The organism is Streptomyces sp. Je 1-4 4N24 (assembly GCF_026239515.1).
GTDB classification, from domain to species: Bacteria; Actinomycetota; Actinomycetes; order Streptomycetales; family Streptomycetaceae; genus Streptomyces; species Streptomyces nigrescens.
In genome coordinates, this window is sequence record NZ_CP110836.1 from 2,479,176 (window position 1) to 2,497,218 (window position 18,043).

Genomic DNA, 18,043 nt, shown 5'->3' on the forward strand with positions numbered 1-18,043 from the left:
GTGGCACCCTCGCCACCGCCTCCGTCACTTGACGCGAGCGGTCGCAGTGGGTTGCATACGCTGTGTGATCACGCACCGGGCTCCAACTGCCAGTTCCCGCATGTCCCGTACGTACCAGCCGCCCCGGGGAGCTGCGCCGTGGACCCGGTGATCGTCGTCGGGGCCGGCCCGGTCGGCCTCTCCCTCTCGCTCGCCCTCGCCCGCCTCGGCGTCCCCACCGTCGTCCTCGACGAGACCACCGGCCAGGAGGAAACCCGGCCCGCCCGCACCGTCGTGCTCCGCCCGGACACCGCCGCCTTCGTCGCCCGGCTCGGCTGCGCCGACACCCTGGAGAGCGCCGGCGCCCACTGGACGGCCTGGCGCACCATGCGCCGCCGGCGCCTGCGGGAACGCGTCGCCTTCGCCCCACGGACCCCGGACGGCGCGGCCGCCCCCGCCACCGCGTCCCCGGTCCACCTCCCGCAGCACGCGCTCAGCCGCGCCCTGCGCACCGCACTCGCCCACGAGAAGCTCGCCGAGATCGTCACCGGCAGCCGGCTGGCCGATCTCGAACAGGACGGGCACGGCATCAGCGCCCACACCCGCGGCCCCAACGGGACGTGGTGGCGCGGGAGTTACCTCATCGGCTGCGACGGCCCCCGGTCGACCGTCCGCAAGCTGCTGGACGTCCGTTTCCCGGGCCGTACGGCCGTCGAGCGGCATGCGGTGGCCGCGCTGCGCTGCGAGCTCCCCTGGCCCGGCGAGGCCCTGCTGCACCGCTCTCCGCCCCGGCAGGGCGGCGGACCGGGCAGCGAGGTCTCCGCCCGCCCGCTGGCCGGCCATGTCTGGCGGCTGGACTGGCTGCTGCCCCCCGGGCGTGAACTCGTCACACCGGACGCCCTGGTCGCCCGGATCCGCGACTCGCTCGCCGGCTGGACCAGCGAGTCCCCGGCGGACACGACCGGCGCGGAGGGCGACGGCACGCTCCCCCGGGGACGCGGCCACGGCCGGCTGGTCCCGCCGTACGAACTCCTCGACACGGGTGTGCACACCGTCCACCACCGGCTGGCCCGGGACTGGCGGCAGGGCCGCGCCTTCCTCGCCGGGGACGCCGCCCATCTGCTGGGCGCGCTCGGCACCCAGGGCCTGGACGAGGGGCTGCGGGACGCCGAGAACCTCGCCTGGAAGCTGGGGCTGGCCTGGCATCACGGCGCGTCCGACGTGCTGCTCGACAGCTACCAGGCCGAGCGCCGGGGCGCGGTCGCTGCCCGGCTGCGCGCGGCGGACCAGGCGCTGCCGCTGCTGCGGGACGGCCGCGCGGTCCGCTGGCGGACGGTCCTCCCGGGCGCGGCCCGCGGCCGCAGCACCCTGCTGACCGACGGCCACCTGGGCCGCGGCCCGCTCGGCGCACCGCCGGTCTATGCCCGCACCCCGCTGGCGCCGCCCGACGGGCAGAGCGGCAGCCTCCTCGTCGAGACACCGCCCGGCGCACCGGTCACGGATGTGGCGGTCACCGCGTCGGACGGCTCGGTGGTGCGGTTGCGCGACCGGCTCGGGCGCGGGCTGCTGGTGGTGCTGGTGGCCCCCGGCACCGGCGTCTGGGACCGTCGGCACTGGCGGTCGGCGGGCCTGATGCCCCAGCTGGCCGACGCGGTCGACGCACTGCCGATGGACGCCGAGGTCCTGGTCACCGAGGCCTACCCGGGCGCGGCCGCGCACACCGTGCTGCTCGTGCGGCCGGACGGGCATCTGGTCACCGCGCTGTCCGGCGTCCGTCCGGCCGAGATGGCGGCGTGTGCGAACGCGGTGCGGGGCGGGGCACACGGGCCGGTGACCGGGTCCGGCCGGGCCCGGCGGTCCGGGGACGCGGCGGCGTCCGGGGGCGGCGAGGCCGGGGAGGGGGAGGCCGGGGAGGGGGAGGCCGGGGAGGGGGAGGCTTCCGCGGTTGACCCTGTGGGAAGCTCCATGCTTCACTCCGAAAGTGACTGATCACAGCTCGCGATTCTGGCGGAGGGTCCATCTCGACCTGGTCCGCTATGCGGGCTGCATGTGTCGTCCGTCCTGTTGATCCGCATCTCCTTCCCCGCGCGGCCGCCCGCCTCTGTCCGGCAGCCGCGCCTCTTCGCGATCACTCAGGACGGTTTCCGTGCCCGACGTACGTACCCCTGCGCGCCCGCCTGCCACCGGCCATGACGGCGGGCCCGGCGCCTCCGAACTCCTCGACTTCGCCCGCCGGGCCGCCACCGACCCGGCCCTTGTCGCTTCGCTCCCCCTGGACCCCGAAGGCCGCACCTGGATCCGGCTGGACGGACCGGGCGGCAGCGAGGCCTGGCTGATCGGCTGGCCGCCCGGCACCGGCACCGGCTGGCACGACCACGGCGGCTCGCGCGGCGCCTTCGCGGCGGCCGCGGGTGAGCTGACCGAACAGTCGCTCGCCGCCGCGCTGCCCACCGAGGGCTGGAAGACCCTGGAACTCGCCGACGGCGTGGACCGGGAGCGCCGGCTCAGCGACGGGCGCGGCAGGGCGTTCGGCCCGCACCATGTGCATCAGGTGCTCAATCTCTCCGCGGACACCCATGCGGTGTCGGTGCACGCCTACTACCCGCCGCTGCCGCTGATGCGCCGCTACAGCCGCACCGGGCCGGTGCTGCGGCTCGAAGCGGTCGAGCAGCCGGAGGAGTGGGGATGAGCGCGATCGACGCACTGCTGGCGCAGGCCCGGCGCGAGCTGGGGCACCGGGTGGACCCCCAGGAGGCCGTCGCCGTCCAGGAGGCGGGCGGGCTGCTGGTGGACATCCGCTATGCGGAGCTGCGGGAGCGCGACGGCACCATCCCCGGCGCGCTGATCGTCGAGCGCAACGAGCTGGAATGGCGGCTCGACCCGACGGGCGACCACCGCGCCCCGGAAGCGGCGCATCACGACCTCCCGGTCGTGGTCATCTGTAACGAGGGCTACGCCTCGACCCTCGCCGCGCTCTCCCTGCGCCAGTTGGGACTGCACCGGGCAACCGACCTGGCGGGCGGGTTCCAGGCTTGGCGGGGGGCTGGGTTGGGGGTTGAGGTCGGTGGTGGGGGCTGAGGGAGCTGGGGGTGACGGTGGGGCTGCCCGAGGTCTGCGCCCACACCCGCATCCGGCACCCGGCACCCGCGGCGAGGAAGTTGTCGTTGTCCTCGCCGCCACCCCTCACGCATCCGGCAGACAGCGCTCCTCCAGGAGATCCGGATCCTCGCCTTCCTCCTCCAACGCCTGTTTGACGACGCGGAGGGCGAGGCCCTCCGGGTACCCCTTGCGTGCCAGCATCCCGGCCAGTCGGCGAAGGCGCTTTTCGCGGTCCAGGCCTCTGCTGGCGCGCAGTTTGCGATCGACCAACTCACGGGCGGTGGACTCCTCCTGATCGGAGTCGAGGCGGCCGACGGCCACCTCGATGACGGCGGAGTCCACACCCTTGGTGCGTAGTTCACGGGCCAGGGCACGGCGGGCCAGGCCGCGCCCGTGGTGGCGGGACTCCACCCAGGCGTCGGCGAAGGCCGCGTCGTCGATCAGCCCGACGTCCTCGAAGCGGGACAGCACCTCTTCCGCGGCCTCCTCGGGGATGCCCCGTTGGCGCAGAGCGTCCTCGAGCTGCTTGCGCGTACGCGGATTCCCGGTGAGCAGGCGCAGGCAGATGGCCCGCGCCTGCTCCTCGGGCGTACGCGGTGGCCCCGACTCGGCCCTCGACGAGGAGGGGCCACCGCTGTCCTCACGGCCACGACGGCCCCTGCGGCCGCTACGGGTCTCGGCGTCGCCGGCAGCGCTGTGGGTCTCGTCCTCGCTGCCCGGCCATTCCGTTCGCCGCGTCATGGCGGGCTAGCTCTTGGCCGCGGCGGCCTTGGAACCCTTGGCGCCCTTGGCCGCCGGTGCCGGAGCCGTGGCAGCCGGGTCGGCCGCCGCCACCGCGGCGTCCGCGCCGGGCTCCACCGCCGGGTCCTGCGGCTTCACGCCGATGCCGAGCTTCTCCTTGATCTTCTTCTCGATCTCGTTGGCGAGATCCGGGTTGTCCTTGAGGAAGTTGCGGGCGTTCTCCTTGCCCTGGCCGAGCTGGTCGCCTTCGTAGGTGTACCAGGCGCCGGACTTGCGGATGAAGCCGTGCTCCACGCCCATGTCGATCAGACCGCCCTCGCGGCTGATGCCCTGGCCGTAGAGGATGTCGAACTCGGCCTGCTTGAAGGGCGGGGAGACCTTGTTCTTGACGACCTTGACGCGGGTGCGGTTGCCGACCGCGTCCGTGCCGTCCTTGAGGGTTTCGATGCGGCGGATGTCGAGGCGCACCGAGGCGTAGAACTTCAGCGCACGGCCACCGGTCGTGGTCTCCGGCGAGCCGAACATCACGCCGATCTTCTCGCGGAGCTGGTTGATGAAGATCGCGGTGGTCTTGGACTGGTTGAGCGCGCTGGTGATCTTGCGCAGTGCCTGGCTCATCAGCCGGGCCTGGAGGCCGACGTGGGAGTCGCCCATCTCGCCCTCGATCTCGGCCCGCGGCACCAGGGCGGCGACGGAGTCGATCACGATGAGGTCGAGCGCGCCGGAGCGGACCAGCATGTCCGTGATCTCCAGCGCCTGCTCGCCGTTGTCCGGCTGGGACAGGATCAGGGAGTCGGTGTCCACGCCGAGCTTCTTGGCGTACTCCGGGTCGAGGGCGTGCTCGGCGTCGATGAACGCGACGGAGCCGCCCGCCTTCTGGGCGTTCGCGACGGCGTGCAGGGTCAGGGTCGTTTTACCGGAGGACTCCGGGCCGTAGACCTCGATGACGCGGCCGCGGGGGAGGCCGCCGACGCCGAGCGCGACGTCGAGGGCGGTGGAGCCGGTGGGGATGACCTCGATGGGCTCCTTCGACCGCTCCCCCATGCGCATCACGGCGCCCTTGCCGAATTGCCGTTCAATCTGTGCGAGCGCGGCGTCCAGCGCCTTCTCGCGGTCAGTGCCTGCCATGGGTTCCACCCGATTTGCTTGAGTCGATCGCTTCACGTCCATGACGCTAACGCCTGCCACTGACAATGCGCCCGGACCCGGCTGCGGCCTGTGGATAACTCCGCGAAAAGCCCGAGAACAGAGGCCGGATCTCCCATGAGAATGGATGTTCGATTTTGGTGTCAAGCGGCATCACCCGTACGTCGCCGACGGGGAGCGCCGTCCTGCGCGGTCAAAGGTTGATCGTTGTCGTGGCCTCTCGGCAGGGGGCCGTGAACGCCGTCGCCCGGCCCCGCTGCGGCGGAAGGGAAGACACAGGTCGGGCGTTCATGTCACACCCTGCCGAGCTGGGCCGTCATGAGGGTGCAAGCATCAAAAACGCAGAGGAGATCGCCATGAATGCCCGTTTGGACGCCTTCAGCAGCCCGACCGTGGGCAAGGTCTTCAAGCACATCATCGCGGCGGGCAAGGTGCTCGAGGACTCGACGCTGCCGGCCGCGACGCAGGAGCTGGTCAGGCTCCGCGCCAGCCAGATCAACGGGTGCGGCTTCTGCACCGACATGCACAGCAAGGACGCCGCCGCGGCCGGGGAGACCTCGGTACGTCTCCACCTGGTCGCGGCGTGGCGGGAGGCCACGGTCTTCACCGAGGCCGAACGGGCCGCGCTGGAGCTGACGGAGCAGGGCACCCGCATCGCGGATGCGGCCGGCGGGGTCACGGACGAGGCCTGGGCGAACGCCGCCAAGCACTACGACGAGGAGCAGCTGGCCGCCCTGGTGTGCGCGATCGCCCTCATCAACGCCTTCAACCGGGCGAACGTGATCATCCAGCAGCCCGCCGGCGACTACCGGCCCGGCCAGTTCGCCTGACCCGGAGAGCCTGGCCGGACCACTGCCGCCCCCGCGTCCGCGGCATCACACGCCCCGGGTACCCCTCGCCGGGTCCCGGGGCGTCGCCGTGGCCCGCCCCGCGCCAACGCCGCCCTGCCGCTCCGATGATGCGCCCCTCCGTCAGCGGGCGTCCTCGCCCTCCACCTGAGTACCGTCCGCCTTCCGGTCCTCCAGCGGAGCCGACGGCTGGGCCTCGTGCAGGTTCCGCCGCATACGGGCCAGGACCCTGACACCGCGCCCGCGCCTGCCGTGGACCCGCAGGTCGTCGGTGACCTCGTACCGCTTCACGTACGCGCCGAGGAAGGCCTGCAGCGTCGCCGTCGCCGGGATCGCGATCAGTGCGCCCACCGCACCCATCAGGGCGGTGCCGGCGACGACCGAGCCGAAGGCGACGGCGGGATGGATGTCCACCGTCTTGGCGGTGATCCGCGGCTGCAGGACGTAGTTCTCGAACTGCTGGTAGATCACCACGAAGCCGAAGACCCACAGGGCGTACCAGGGGTCGACGGTGAACGCGATCAGGATGGGCAGGGCGCCCGCGAGATAGGTCCCTATGGTCGGGATGAACTGGGAGACCAGGCCCACCCATATGCCCAGTGCCGGGGCATACGGCACTCCCAGGACCTCCAGCAGCACATAGTGCGCGATACCGGAGATCAGCGCCATCAGTCCGCGCGAGTAGAGATACCCCCCGGTCTTGGCGACCGCGATCTCCCAGGCGCGCAGCACCTCCGTCTGGCGGTGCGGCGGCAGCACGGAGCACAGCGTGCGGCGCAGCCGGGGGCCGTCGGCGGCGAAGTAGAAGGAGAACAGGGCCACCGTCAGAAGGTTGAACAGGCTGCCCAGCACCGTCGCGGAGACAGCCAGCACATTGTTGGCGCTGTCCGTGACGTACTTCTGCAGCCAGTCCGACTTGAGCAGGTTGTTCTGCACCTCGACCCGCGAGAGATGGGTGTGCAGGGTGCTGTTGATCCAGCTGATCACGGAGTCCAGGTACTGCGGGAACTCCTCGACCATGTTGGCTATCTGGCCGGCGAGCATGGAGCCCAGGAGCGCGAAGAATCCGGCCGCGACGCCGAGGATGCTCACGAAGACCAGACCGGTGGCCAGGCCGCGCCGCATGCCCCGGGCCGCCATCCAGTCGACGGCCGGTTCGACGGCCAGCGCGAGGAAGAACGCGATCAGCACGTTCAGCAGCAGGTTGATCAGCTGGTGGAATCCCCAGGTGGCGAGCTGGAAGCAGGCCACCAGGGCGAGCGCGAGCACCATGGCGCGCGGCAGCCAGCGCGGCATCCGCGCATCGGTCCGGTCCTCGGAGCGTGGGACGTCGTTGCTGGTGATCTCATCTGACTCGGGCACGGAGCCAAGTGTCGCGTACGGTCATGACACTCCCGGCCCGGGGCCGTGCCCCGGGCGGCGATTCCCGGCCACCGCGCCCTCTTCCGCCCAGGTCAGAGCCCTGCGACAACCCCGTTCAGCGTTTCTCGGACGGCACATCCATGACCGAGCAGACCACCCGCCACACCTCTTTGGCGCTCCACCCCGCGTCCAGTGCCTCGTGCACGGTCCGGCCGCCGAGGCCGGACATCACATGATCGCGCGCGAAGGAGTCGGCATACGCCGCACCGAAGTGATCCGCCATCCGCTGCCAGAAGACCGTCAACCGCATGCCTTCAGTATCCCGCCCTGGGAGGGCAGCGGTCGCGAGCCGGTGCCACCGGGAGAAAACCGCCCTACGGTCAGCCCATGGCCGAAAACGTAAGCTCACCTTCGACTCCTCTGGCGCGTGCCGAGCGATTCGTCTGGCTGACCGCCCGGGTGCTCGAGCAGCGGCTCTTCGAGTACCACTTCCTCGGCGGCGGGGCCGACCCCGTGGAGACCGCGCTCGCCGCGTACCGCAATGACGACGACGGCTTCGGCCACGCGCTGGAGCCCGATCTCCGTGGCCCGGTCAGCCAGCCGCTGCACACCGCGCACGCCCTGAAGGTCCTCGATCTGATCGGGCGGTGCGACGGCCGCCAGGTGGAGCGGATCTGCCGCTATCTGACGAAGATCTCCACGCCGGAGGGCGCGCTGCCCGCGCTGCACCCTTCGCTGCGCGGCTATCCGGCCGCGCCCTGGATCCCGGTGGTCGACGATCCGCCGAGCGCGCTGCTGGCCACCGGTCCCGTGGTGGGCGTCCTGCACCGTAACGAGGTGTGGCACGCCTGGCTGTTCCGGGCCACGGACTACTGCTGGGCGGCCGTGGAGTCGATGGAAGAGACCCACCCGTACGAGGTGGAGGCGGCGGTGGCCTTCCTGGACGGGGCCCCGGACCGGCCGCGGGCCGCCGCGGCGGCCCAGCGGCTCGGCCGGCTGGTACGGGACCGGCGTCTGGTGCTGCTGGACCCGGAGGAGGCCGCGGACGTCCCGGTGGCTCCGGGGTACGCCCCGGGGGAACACCACCTGGCGTACGACTTCGCGCCCGCGCCCGGCTCGCTGGCCCGCGAATGGTTCACCGACGAGGAGATGGAGCGGGCGCTGGACCACCTCGTCGCCCTCCAGGAGGAGGACGGCGGCTGGCCGGTCAACTGGCGGGTGTGGGCACCCGGGACGGCGCTGGAGAGCCGCCCGATGGTGACGCTCAGGGCCCTGCTGACCCTCCGGGCGTACGGGCGTCCTCTCTAGGGCTCACCCTCCCAGGGCCCGCACCCCTGCCGTGACCGCCACGGCGACGCCGACGACCAGGAGGAACGGCGCCCGCAGGACGAGCGCGACGGCCGCGGCGGCCACCCCCGCGGCCTTGGCGTCGAGCATCAGGTGGCTGCCGTCGCTGAAGGTCTGCTGGGCGGTGAGCGCGGCCAGCAGCGCCACCGGCAGCAGCGCGGCCAGCCGCTTGACGAGCGGGCGCTCCAGCACGCCGGCGGGCGCCGCCAGGCCGAGGTACTTGACCAGGTAGCAGCCGACGGCGGTGACGGCGATCGCGATCCAGACGTTCATGCCCGGTCCTCCTCGGTGGCGGTGCGGCTCTCGGGGGCCTCGTCCGGGCGCGCGGGCGGCACGGGGGTGCCGGCCGGGACGGCGCCCGGCTCCTGCGCCGTGCCGGCCTCCTTCGCCCGGTCGCGGCGCCCCTGGACGACGAGGACGGCGGGTGCGGCGAGTGCCGAGACCAGCACCGGCACACCGGTGGGCAGCAGCGGCAGCGTCACCATGACCAGCACCACGGCGAGCCCGGCTGCGACCCGTTCCACGGTTTCCTTGAGCATCGGCGCGAGCAGCGCCAGGAAGACCGCGGGGCCGGCCGCGTCCAGCCCCCAGGCCTCGGTGTCGCCGAGCGCCTCGGCGCCCAGGGCACCGACCAGGGTGGTGAGGTTCCACAGGACGTAGAGGGTCAGTCCGGTGACGGTGAAGCCCAGACGGGCGGTGCGCCGGTCGGGCTGGGCCAGGGTGACGGCCGAGGTTTCGTCGATGACCCAGTGGGCGGCGAAGGGTTTGACCGTGGACCGGTACCCGAGGACGGCGGACAGCCGCAGCCCGTAGAAGGCGTTGCGGGCACCCAGGAAGAACGCGCCGGCCGCGGCGGTGAGCGGGTTGCCGCCCGCCGCCAGCGCGCCGACCAGGGCGAACTGTGAGGCCCCGGTGAACACCAGCAGGCTGAGCGCGCAGGTCTGCAGGAGGCTGAGCCCGACGCCGGCCGACGTCACACCGAAGGCGAATCCGGAAAGGCCGACGGCGACGCCGACGCCGAGGGCGTCCCTGATGACGGCGGCGTCGGATGTCGCGGGCGGTGCCGGCGGCGGTGGCGCGGCCCGCTCCGTGGTGCGTATCTCTGTCTGTTCTGGCACGTCCCGGACCTTAGGGTTCGGGTTCCTCACACGTCTTGTACGTTCTTGCACCCGGGCACGCACCGCCCGCACGGCGCTCACAGGGCCCGTCCCCCTCCCGTACCGCCCGCCCCTAGCTAGGCCGAGCGCTCCCTCCGGTACGCCCCGGGCGGTACGCCGACGATCCGGGTGAAGTGCCGGTTCAGATGCGGCTGGTCGGTGAAGCCCACGGCGACGGCCGTATCGGCGGGTGTGCAGCCCGCCTCCAGGAGCCTGCGTGCCCGGCGCACCCGGGCGTCGGTGAGCCAGGTGTGCGGCGGCATGCCGTACGCGCCCTTGAAGGCCCGCAGCAGCGCGAACGGGCCGGTACCGAGTTCCCGCGCCAGCGTCTCCAGGGAGGGCGGGTCGGCCATCCGCTCCTCCAGGACGGCCCGGGCGCGGGCGGCGGTCCGGGCGCCCGCGGTGCGGGGCGTACGCGCCGGGAGCGGGCCTCCGTAGCGGCGCAGCAGCCGGGCCACGGCGATCCGCAGCAGACTGTCGGCGGCCAGGGCGTTGCCGGTCTCGGCGGCCCGGTGGATCTCGGTGATCATGCCGGCGAGCTGCGGGTCCTCGGCGACCGTCCGGTCGAACCCCGCGGTGCCGCGCAGCGCCGTGGTCTCCTCGGCGATCTCCGCGACGGCCTCGTAGGACGGGTAGAGGGTGGCGTAGGCCCAGCCCTCGGGTGCGCCCGCCCGAGCGGTGTGCGCGACCTCCGGGTTGAGCATGATGACGCCGCCGTGGCCGGCCCGGACGGTGCCCTCCCGGAGCCCGACCTCCTCGATGCCGGCGGTCACCGCGCAGACGACATAGCCGTCGTGCGCGTGACGGGGGAAGGAGTGCCGGACGTAGCGGGCGCGCAGCAGGTCGAGGCCGGGCAGCCCCTCGTAGCGCCAGTGGCGCGCCCACTCACCGCGCGCCCGCGGCACGGCGGCCGCACCGGGCCCGCCGTCGGCCGCGCGCTCCCCGCTGACCATGACCATGCCGCCATTGTGCGTCCGCCGGGTGGCCGCCGACCTGCGCGTCCGAAGCGTGGACGGCCGGGGAGGGCCCGGCCGGCGCGGCGTGCGGGACCGCGTTGTCAGTGGTCCGGTGCACGATGGGGAACATGGCCAAGGCAGCGCTCGACTCGTTCTCCGCCGCGACCCGCGGCTGGTTCGCCGGGGCGTTCAGCGCGCCCACGGCCGCGCAGGAAGGCGCCTGGCGGGCGATCGGCGCGGGCTCCGATGTCCTCGTGGTGGCGCCGACGGGCTCCGGCAAGACCCTCGCCGCCTTCCTCGCGTCGCTGGACGCGCTGGCGAGCACCCCGCCGCCCGCCGAGCCGAAGAAGCGCTGCCGGGTGTTGTACGTCTCCCCCCTGAAAGCGCTGGCCGTCGACGTCGAGCGCAATCTGCGCAGTCCGCAGACGGGCATCCGCCAGGAGTCGGTGCGCCTCGGGCTGCCGGAGCCGGACATCACGGTCGGCATCCGCTCCGGGGACACCCCGCCCGCCGAGCGCCGGTCGATCGCCAACCGCCCGCCGGACATCCTCATCACGACCCCCGAGTCCCTGTTCCTGATGCTGACGTCCTCGGCGCGAGAGGCGCTGGCGGGCGTCGAGACGGTGATCCTGGACGAGGTCCATGCCGTCGCCGGCACGAAACGCGGGGCGCATCTGGCGCTGTCCCTGGAGCGGTTGGACGAGCTGCTCGACCGCCCGGCCAGACGGATCGGGCTGTCGGCGACGGTCCGCCCGGTGGAGGAGGTGGCCCGCTATCTGTCGCCGCGGCGCCGGGTGGAGATCGTCCAGCCGCCGTCCGGGAAGCGCTTCGACCTCTCGGTGGTCGTCCCGGTGGAGGACATGGGCGAGCTGGGCGGCTCGCCCGTCCAGGAGGGCGACACCGGCGAGAAGCCGTCCATCTGGCCGCAGGTCGAGGAGAAGATCGCCGATCTCGTCCAGGCCCATCGCTCCACGATCGTCTTCGCCAACTCCCGCCGTCTGGCGGAGCGGCTGTGCAACCGCCTCAACGAGATCGCCTACGAGCGGTCCACGGGTGAGGCGTTGCCCGAGCACCATTCCCCCGCGGAGCTGATGGCCGAGGCCGGTGCCGCCAAGGGCGCGCCGGCGCTGCTGGCCCGTGCCCACCACGGCTCCGTGTCCAAGGAACAACGCGCCCAGGTGGAGGAGGACCTGAAGGCGGGCCGGCTGCCGGCCGTGGTCGCCACCTCGAGTCTGGAGCTGGGCATCGACATGGGCGCGGTCGATCTGGTCGTCCAGGTGGAGTCGCCGCCTTCGGTCGCTTCCGGGCTGCAGCGCGTCGGCCGGGCCGGGCATCAGGTCGGCGCGGTCTCGACGGGCATCGTCTTCCCCAAGTACCGCGGCGATCTGGTGCAGGCCGCCGTGGTCACCGAGCGGATGCGCTCCGGCGCCATCGAGGCGCTGCGGGTGCCGGCCAATCCGCTGGACGTCCTCGCCCAGCAGCTCGTCGCCATGGCCGCGATGGACACCTGGGACGTCGAGGAGCTGCTGGCCCTGGTCCGGCGGGCCGCCCCGTTCGCCTCCCTTCCCGAGTCGGCGTTCACGGCCGTGCTGGACATGCTCGCCGGCCGCTACCCCTCCGATGCCTTCGCCGAGCTGCGGCCGCGCCTGGTGTGGGACCGCGTCGCGCACACCGTCACGGGCCGCCCCGGGGCCCAGCGGCTGGCCGTCACCTCCGGCGGCACCATCCCCGACCGCGGCCTGTTCGGGGTGTTCCTGGCGGGCGGCGACTCCGGAAAGGGCGGTGGTGGGCGACGGGTAGGGGAACTCGACGAGGAGATGGTCTACGAGTCCCGCGTCGGCGATGTCTTCACACTCGGCACGACGTCCTGGCGCATCGAGGACATCACCCGTGACCGGGTCCTGGTCACCCCCGCCCCCGGGGTGCCGGGGCGGCTGCCCTTCTGGAAGGGCGACCAGCTGGGCCGCCCCCTGGAACTGGGCCGCGCGCTCGGCGCGTTCCTCCGCGAGATCGGCTCGCTCGCGCCGGAGGACGCCGGGGCCCGGCTGTCCGCCGCCGGGCTGGACGACTGGGCGGTGTCCAATGTGATGGGCTATCTCGCCGAGCAGAAGCAGGCCTGCGGCCATGTCCCCGATGACCGCACGATCGTCGTGGAGCGGTTCCGCGACGAGCTCGGCGACTGGCGGGTGGTCATCCACTCCCCGTTCGGTGCGCAGGTCCACGCCCCCTGGGCGCTGGCCCTCGGCGCCCGTCTCGCCGAGCGCTACGGCATGGACGCGCAGGTGATGCATGCCGACGACGGCATCGTGCTGCGGCTGCCCGACGCCGATCTGATGGGCCTCGATCTCCTCGACGGCGACGGCGGTTTCGCCCCGTCCGCCGGCCCGCTCGGCCGCGGCACGGAGTACGACCCCGAGCAGTCCCCCGTGGGGGCCGCCGATGTCGCCTTCGACCAGGGCGAGGTCGACCAGCTCGTCACGGACCAGGTCGGCGGCTCCGCGCTGTTCGCCTCCCGGTTCCGTGAATGTGCCGCCCGTGCCCTGCTGCTGCCGCGGCGCAGCCCCGGCAAGCGCACCCCGCTGTGGCAGCAGCGCCAGCGGGCCGCCCAACTCCTCCAGGTGGCGAGCGAGTTCGGGTCCTTCCCGATCGTGCTGGAAGCCGTCCGCGAATGCCTCCAGGACGTCTTCGATGTCCCGGGTCTGACGGAGCTGATGGGGGACCTGGAGGCCCGCCGGGTCCGCCTGGTGGAGGTCACCACCCCCGAGCCGTCCCCGTTCGCCCGCTCGCTGCTCTTCGGCTATGTCGCCCAGTTCCTGTACGAGGGCGACTCCCCGCTCGCCGAGCGCCGCGCCGCCGCGCTCTCCCTGGACTCCCGGCTGCTCGCCGAGCTGCTCGGCCAGGCCGAGCTGCGTGAGCTGCTGGACGCCGAGGTGCTGGCCGAGCTGGAGCGTGAGCTGCAGTGGCTGACGGAGGACCGGCGCGTCAAGGACGTCGAGGGCGTCGCCGACGTCCTGCGGCTGCTGGGGCCGCTGACCGACGCCGAGCTGGCCGAGCGCGGCGCGGACCCGGCATGGCCCCGGGAGCTGGCCGCCACCCGCCGCGCCCTCTGCGTGCGGATCGCCGGTGCCGACCACTGGGCCGCCGTCGAGGACGCCGGCCGGCTCCGTGACGCGCTGGGCACGGCGCTGCCGGTCGGTGTCCCGGAGTCGTTCACCGAACCGGTCAAGGACCCGCTCGGCGATCTGCTGTCCCGCTACGCCCGCACCCACGGCCCGTTCACCTCCGAGCAGGCCGCCGCGCGCTTCGGCCTCGGCGCGGCCGTCACCGACGGGGCGCTGCAGCGTCTCGCCGCCGCCGGGCGGGTCGTCCAGGGCGAGTTCCATCCGGCGGGCATCGGCCAGGAGTGGTGTGACGCCCAGGTGCTGCGCAGGCTGCGCCGCCGCTCCCTCGCCGCGCTGCGCGAGGAGCTGGAGCCGGTGCCGCCCGCCGCGCTCGCCGCCTTCCTCCCCCAGTGGCAGAACGTCGGTGCACCGCGCCCGGCACCGGCCGGCGGGATGCCGGCCCCACTCGGCGGCGCCTCGCACAGCCTGCGCGGCATCGACGGCCTGGTGCGCGCCATCGAGCAGCTCCAGGGCGCTCCGGTGCCCGCCTCCGCCCTGGAAAAGCTGGTGCTGCCGTCCCGCGTCGGCGGCTACACCCCTGCCCTGCTGGACGAGCTCACCGCCACCGGTGAGGTGCTGTGGGCCGGCGCCGGTGCGCTCCCCGGCAAGGACGGCTGGCTCTCCCTCCATCTCGCCGACTCCGCCCCGCTGCTGCTCCCACCGCCGCTCCCGCTGGAAGTGACCGCACTGCACGAGTCGTTGCTGACCGCCCTCGCCCCCGGATACGGCCTGTTCTTCCGCCAGCTCGCCGACCAGGTCCGCGCCACCACCCACCCGGACGCCACCGATCCGCAACTCGCGGACGCGCTGTGGGACCTGGCCTGGTCGGGCCGGCTGACCAACGACACCCTCGCCCCGCTGCGCGCCCTCCTCGGCTCGGGCCGTACGGCCGGTTCGACCGCCCACCGCGCCCGCCGCGCCGTCCCCCGGGGGCGGTACGGCTCCCTCACCGCTGCCGCGGGCCGCGGCGGCCGGCCCACCGCCTCCCGCTCCGGTCCGCCGACGGTGGGTGGCCGATGGTCGCTCCTGCCCACCGCCGAGCCGGACCCCACCCACCGCGCCCATGCCCTGGCCCGTGCGCTCCTGGACCGGCACGGCATCGTCACCCGGGGGGCGGTCGCCGCCGAGGGGGTCGAGGGCGGGTTCTCCGCCGCATACCGGGTGCTGGCCGCCTTCGAGGAGTCCGGTCAGGCCCGTCGCGGCTATGTGGTGGAGGGGCTGGGCGCCGCCCAGTTCGCGATGGACGGCGCGGTGGACCGGCTGCGCGCGGTCAGCACCCAGCGGGAGCGCACCGCCGGTGACGCACTGGCGGACGGCGGCCCGGCGCAGTCCCGGCGCGGCGGCCCGCAGCGCGCCGTCGTCCTCGCCGCCGCCGACCCCGCCAATGCCTACGGCGCCGCGCTGCCCTGGCCCGAGCCGCCCGAGGGCTCAACGCACAAGCCCGGCCGCAAGGCGGGCTCCCTGGTCATCCTCGTCGACGGTGAGCTGACGCTCTACATGGAGCGCGGCGGCAAGACCCTGCTCCTCTGGCCGCTGGGCCACGAACCGGAGCGGGCCGCCATGGACCCGCGCCTCCAGCTCGCCGTCGAGGCACTCACGGATGCCGCCCGCGCGGGCGCCCTGGGCACCATCACCACCGAACGCATCAACGGCACCGCGGCCCTCACCTCCCCCTTCGCCGCCACCCTGGAGACCGCCGGCTTCCACCCGACCCCACGGGGGCTGCGCCTGCGCGGGTGACCGCAGCAACGCCCTGCTCCGCCCCACAGCGCGCGCCGAAGGCTCCCGGCTCCCGGCTCCCGGCTCCCGGCTCCCGGCTCCCGGCTCCCGGCTCCCGGCTCCCGGCTCCCGGCTCCCGGCTCCCGGCTCCCGGCTCCCGGCTCCCGGCTCCCGGCTCCCGGCATGATGGTGGCATGCCCGAAGGTGACACCGTCTGGCGCTTGGCCCAGCGGCTCCACGACGCGCTGGCCGGCGGTCCGCTGACCCGCTGCGATCTCCGCGTCCCCCGGCTGGCGACGGTGGATCTGACCGGCCGCGAGGTGCTGGACGTCCTCCCCCGCGGCAAGCACCTGCTCACCCGCTTCGAGGGCGGTCTCACCCTCCACTCCCATCTGCGGATGGACGGCGCATGGAAGATCTACGCCCCGGCCGAGCGCTGGCGCGGTGGCCCCGCCCACCAGATCCGGGCGATCCTCGGCACCGCGGACCACACCGCCGTCGGCTACCGCCTCCCCGTACTCGATCTGCTGCGCACCGCCGACGAGTCCCGGGTCATCGGCCATCTGGGGCCCGATCTCCTCGGCCCGGACTGGGACCCCGTCGAAGTCCTGCGCCGACTGCTCGCCACCCCGGAGCGCCCCCTCGGCGAGGCCCTGCTCGACCAGCGCAATCTCGCCGGAATCGGCAATGTCTACAAATCCGAGCTGTGCTTCCTGCTGGGAGCCTCGCCCTGGCTCCCGCTGGGCGCGCTGCCCCGGCCGGAACGCGTGCCCACGCTCGCCAAGAAGCTCCTCGAGGCCAACAAGCGGCGCCCCGCCCGTATCACCACGCCCAGCGCACGCCCCGACCGACGGCTGTGGGTCTACGGCCGGGCCGGCCGCCCCTGTCTGCGCTGCGGCACCGAGATCCGCACCGCCGACCAGGACCCCACCGCCGAGGAACGCGTCACCTACTGGTGCCCCGCCTGCCAGCCGGACCCACCGGACGGCCACCGCGCCGACTGACCCGAAGCACCTCCCGCACACCAATTGACGCCCCGTCAGATCTGTCCCTACCCTCGCACCATGCCCCTCCCGGCGTACGACCTCACGGGCCGCACCGGGCTCGTCACCGGCGCGGCTGGGGGCACCTCCCACGCCCTGCAGGCAGTGGGGGAGGTATCGGCCGCGCCACCGCCACCCTCCTCGCCGCGGCCGGAGCCACCGTCCACTGCGCCGATCTCGACGAACAGGGCGCGAAGGCGACCGCCGCTCCCATCACCGCGGCAGAGGGCTCCGCGCACGCCCATCGGCTCGATGTCACCCGGCGCGACCAGGTCAGCACGCGGAGGCGCCGATGATCCGGATGTCACCGCTGGGGCGGGTGGGAGAGCCGGAGGACGTCGCCCACACCGTGCCGCACCTGGCGTCGGACGCCTCGCCCTTCATGACCGGCCTGGTCCGCCGCCCGAACGGTGGTGTCGCCATGCCCTGGTGAGCGCCTTCCGGCCTGCCCGGACCCGCAGGCCCGCCCGTGCCATGGCGCGAGGAGAGATCCCGTCGTTCCGCCTCGCCCGCGGAACGCAGTGCACCGGCAGCAGACTGAGCCCCCAGCCGCCCAGCATCACGGCCCCTTCGACCACCCCCGCCGACTGCGGCCACACCACCAGCCGGACCGCGGCCCACCACCACAGCCCCCCGACCACGGCCCCGGATATCCAGCGCCCCGGCACGGTGCGCGGACGCCGTCCGGTCGGTCCGCGGGCCGCGAAGTCACGCCACCTCATGGCTGCCTCCTCCGGCCGACGCTAGACGGGTCCCGCCGCCCGACGGGAGGGCGCACCGGGGCATTTCCGGCGCGCAGCCGGCCCCGCAAGCCCCGGAACGGGCCTCGACGACGCCGGCCCCGGAAGGCACACCGAGTCCCGGAGCCTCAGCGCCCTTCGCCGTCCGTCACCGGGCCTCGGCCTGGAACATCCAGTGGTGCTTCTCCAGGTCGGCGGTCAGACCGATGAGAATGTCCTGGCTGACCGGGTCCGGGTCCGCGGTGGCGGTGATCCGCTCGCGCATCCGGCCGATGACCGCGCTCAGCGCGTCCACCATCGCCCGCACCACGTCACCGTCCTTGATCCAGCCGTCCTTGACCTCGCCGATGCCGCTGGTCTTGGCGACGGTGACCGCCCGCCCGTCCGGGGACACCCCGATCGCGGCCGCCCGCTCGGCCACCGTGTCGGCATGCAGCCGCCCACTGGTGACCACCTCGTCGAGCTGGAGATGGACGGAGCGGAAGCGCGGACCGATGACGTTCCAGTGCACCTGCTTCGCGACGAGGGAGAGATCCACCAGGTCGACGAGCGCTCCCTGCAGGGCGTTCCCGACGATGCCGAGGTCCTCGTCGGAGAGTGTGCTCTTGACGACAGACATCCAGATACTCCTGTTCGGGCGATTTATCCGATTTAGCCATCGTACAAATGAATCGCCCGTTCCGAGCTGCCCGGACCGTCCGGGCAGGCGCCCGCCGGGGCCCGGCCCGCCACGCACACCCGCCCC

16 protein-coding genes and 1 pseudogene are annotated in these 18,043 nt (G+C 73.5%); 9 read left to right on the forward strand and 8 right to left on the reverse strand.

The window, feature by feature from the left end; translation table 11 throughout:
• Window positions 1–138: 138 nt before the first annotated feature.
• From SLV14N_RS10465 to SLV14N_RS10475, 4 genes are all read left to right on the forward strand, one after another.
• Complete coding sequence (locus SLV14N_RS10465; RefSeq protein WP_263269126.1) at window positions 139–1,968, forward strand: FAD-dependent monooxygenase; 1,830 nt, start codon at window positions 139–141, stop codon at window positions 1,966–1,968.
• A complete protein-coding gene (locus SLV14N_RS38790) occupies window positions 1,961–2,047 on the forward strand; it encodes a putative leader peptide (RefSeq protein ID WP_311044721.1) in 87 nt (28 codons plus the stop codon). The genes SLV14N_RS10465 and SLV14N_RS38790 overlap by 8 nt, the downstream gene beginning before the upstream one ends.
• A 78-nt stretch (window positions 2,048–2,125) precedes the next feature.
• On the forward strand, window positions 2,126–2,668 hold the full coding sequence (locus tag SLV14N_RS10470) for a cysteine dioxygenase (protein WP_208680705.1): 543 nt from the start codon (window positions 2,126–2,128) through the stop codon (window positions 2,666–2,668).
• Window positions 2,665–3,057 (forward strand): rhodanese-like domain-containing protein, encoded by a 393-nt coding sequence (locus SLV14N_RS10475; protein WP_208680706.1) that lies wholly within the window; start codon window positions 2,665–2,667, stop codon window positions 3,055–3,057. The genes SLV14N_RS10470 and SLV14N_RS10475 overlap by 4 nt, the downstream gene beginning before the upstream one ends.
• 105 nt (window positions 3,058–3,162) lie before the next feature.
• On the opposite strand, the gene recX is transcribed toward SLV14N_RS10475, so the two are convergent.
• Entirely contained in the window at window positions 3,163–3,819 is a 657-nt protein-coding gene (gene recX / locus SLV14N_RS10480; RefSeq protein ID WP_208680707.1) for a recombination regulator RecX, read from the reverse strand.
• Between the two features lie 6 nt (window positions 3,820–3,825).
• Window positions 3,826–4,947, reverse strand: a complete 1,122-nt coding sequence (gene recA, locus SLV14N_RS10485; protein ID WP_208680708.1) for a recombinase RecA — start codon at window positions 4,945–4,947, stop codon at window positions 3,826–3,828.
• A 374-nt stretch (window positions 4,948–5,321) separates the two neighbouring features.
• Here recA and SLV14N_RS10490 point away from each other — a divergent pair, with 374 nt between their 5' ends.
• Window positions 5,322–5,795 (forward strand): carboxymuconolactone decarboxylase family protein, encoded by a 474-nt coding sequence (locus tag SLV14N_RS10490; protein WP_208680709.1) that lies wholly within the window; start codon window positions 5,322–5,324, stop codon window positions 5,793–5,795.
• A 141-nt stretch (window positions 5,796–5,936) separates the two neighbouring features.
• On the opposite strand, the gene SLV14N_RS10495 is transcribed toward SLV14N_RS10490, so the two are convergent.
• Both SLV14N_RS10495 and SLV14N_RS10500 read right to left on the reverse strand, forming a co-directional pair.
• Complete coding sequence (locus SLV14N_RS10495) at window positions 5,937–7,109, reverse strand: AI-2E family transporter (RefSeq protein ID WP_208687809.1); 1,173 nt, start codon at window positions 7,107–7,109, stop codon at window positions 5,937–5,939.
• A 181-nt stretch (window positions 7,110–7,290) separates the two neighbouring features.
• Window positions 7,291–7,485 carry a DUF3046 domain-containing protein gene (locus SLV14N_RS10500; RefSeq protein ID WP_208680710.1) on the reverse strand — a complete coding sequence of 65 codons (195 nt, stop codon included), beginning with the start codon at window positions 7,483–7,485 and terminating at the stop codon, window positions 7,291–7,293.
• Between the two features lie 77 nt (window positions 7,486–7,562).
• On the opposite strand from SLV14N_RS10500, the gene SLV14N_RS10505 reads away from it, so the two are divergent.
• Window positions 7,563–8,483 (forward strand): hypothetical protein, encoded by a 921-nt coding sequence (locus SLV14N_RS10505; RefSeq protein WP_208680711.1) that lies wholly within the window; start codon window positions 7,563–7,565, stop codon window positions 8,481–8,483.
• A 3-nt stretch (window positions 8,484–8,486) separates the two neighbouring features.
• Here SLV14N_RS10505 and SLV14N_RS10510 read toward each other — a convergent pair whose 3' ends face one another.
• The 3 genes from SLV14N_RS10510 to SLV14N_RS10520 all read right to left on the reverse strand — a co-directional run bounded on the left by SLV14N_RS10510 (window position 8,487) and on the right by SLV14N_RS10520 (window position 10,638).
• Window positions 8,487–8,795, reverse strand: coding sequence for an AzlD domain-containing protein (locus SLV14N_RS10510; protein ID WP_127153313.1), 309 nt, complete (start codon window positions 8,793–8,795; stop codon window positions 8,487–8,489).
• A complete protein-coding gene (locus tag SLV14N_RS10515) occupies window positions 8,792–9,622 on the reverse strand; it encodes an AzlC family ABC transporter permease (RefSeq protein ID WP_259670740.1) in 831 nt (276 codons plus the stop codon). The genes SLV14N_RS10510 and SLV14N_RS10515 overlap by 4 nt, the downstream gene beginning before the upstream one ends.
• A 134-nt stretch (window positions 9,623–9,756) precedes the next feature.
• On the reverse strand, window positions 9,757–10,638 hold the full coding sequence (locus SLV14N_RS10520) for an AraC family transcriptional regulator (protein WP_208680713.1): 882 nt from the start codon (window positions 10,636–10,638) through the stop codon (window positions 9,757–9,759).
• Window positions 10,639–10,763: 125 nt separating this feature from the next.
• Here SLV14N_RS10520 and SLV14N_RS10525 point away from each other — a divergent pair, with 125 nt between their 5' ends.
• From SLV14N_RS10525 to SLV14N_RS10535, 3 genes and pseudogenes are all read left to right on the forward strand, one after another.
• Window positions 10,764–15,536 carry a DEAD/DEAH box helicase gene (locus SLV14N_RS10525; protein ID WP_263269131.1) on the forward strand — a complete coding sequence of 1,591 codons (4,773 nt, stop codon included), beginning with the start codon at window positions 10,764–10,766 and terminating at the stop codon, window positions 15,534–15,536.
• Window positions 15,537–15,709: 173 nt separating this feature from the next.
• Window positions 15,710–16,519: an Fpg/Nei family DNA glycosylase gene (locus SLV14N_RS10530; RefSeq protein ID WP_263269132.1), complete on the forward strand. Its 810-nt coding sequence runs from the start codon at window positions 15,710–15,712 to the stop codon at window positions 16,517–16,519.
• 60 nt (window positions 16,520–16,579) lie between these two features.
• A pseudogene (locus SLV14N_RS10535) lies at window positions 16,580–16,991 on the forward strand (SDR family oxidoreductase).
• 455 nt (window positions 16,992–17,446) lie between these two features.
• On the opposite strand, the gene SLV14N_RS10545 reads toward SLV14N_RS10535, so the two are convergent.
• Window positions 17,447–17,917: a Dps family protein gene (locus SLV14N_RS10545; protein ID WP_263269134.1), complete on the reverse strand. Its 471-nt coding sequence runs from the start codon at window positions 17,915–17,917 to the stop codon at window positions 17,447–17,449.
• Window positions 17,918–18,043: the final 126 nt, after the last annotated feature.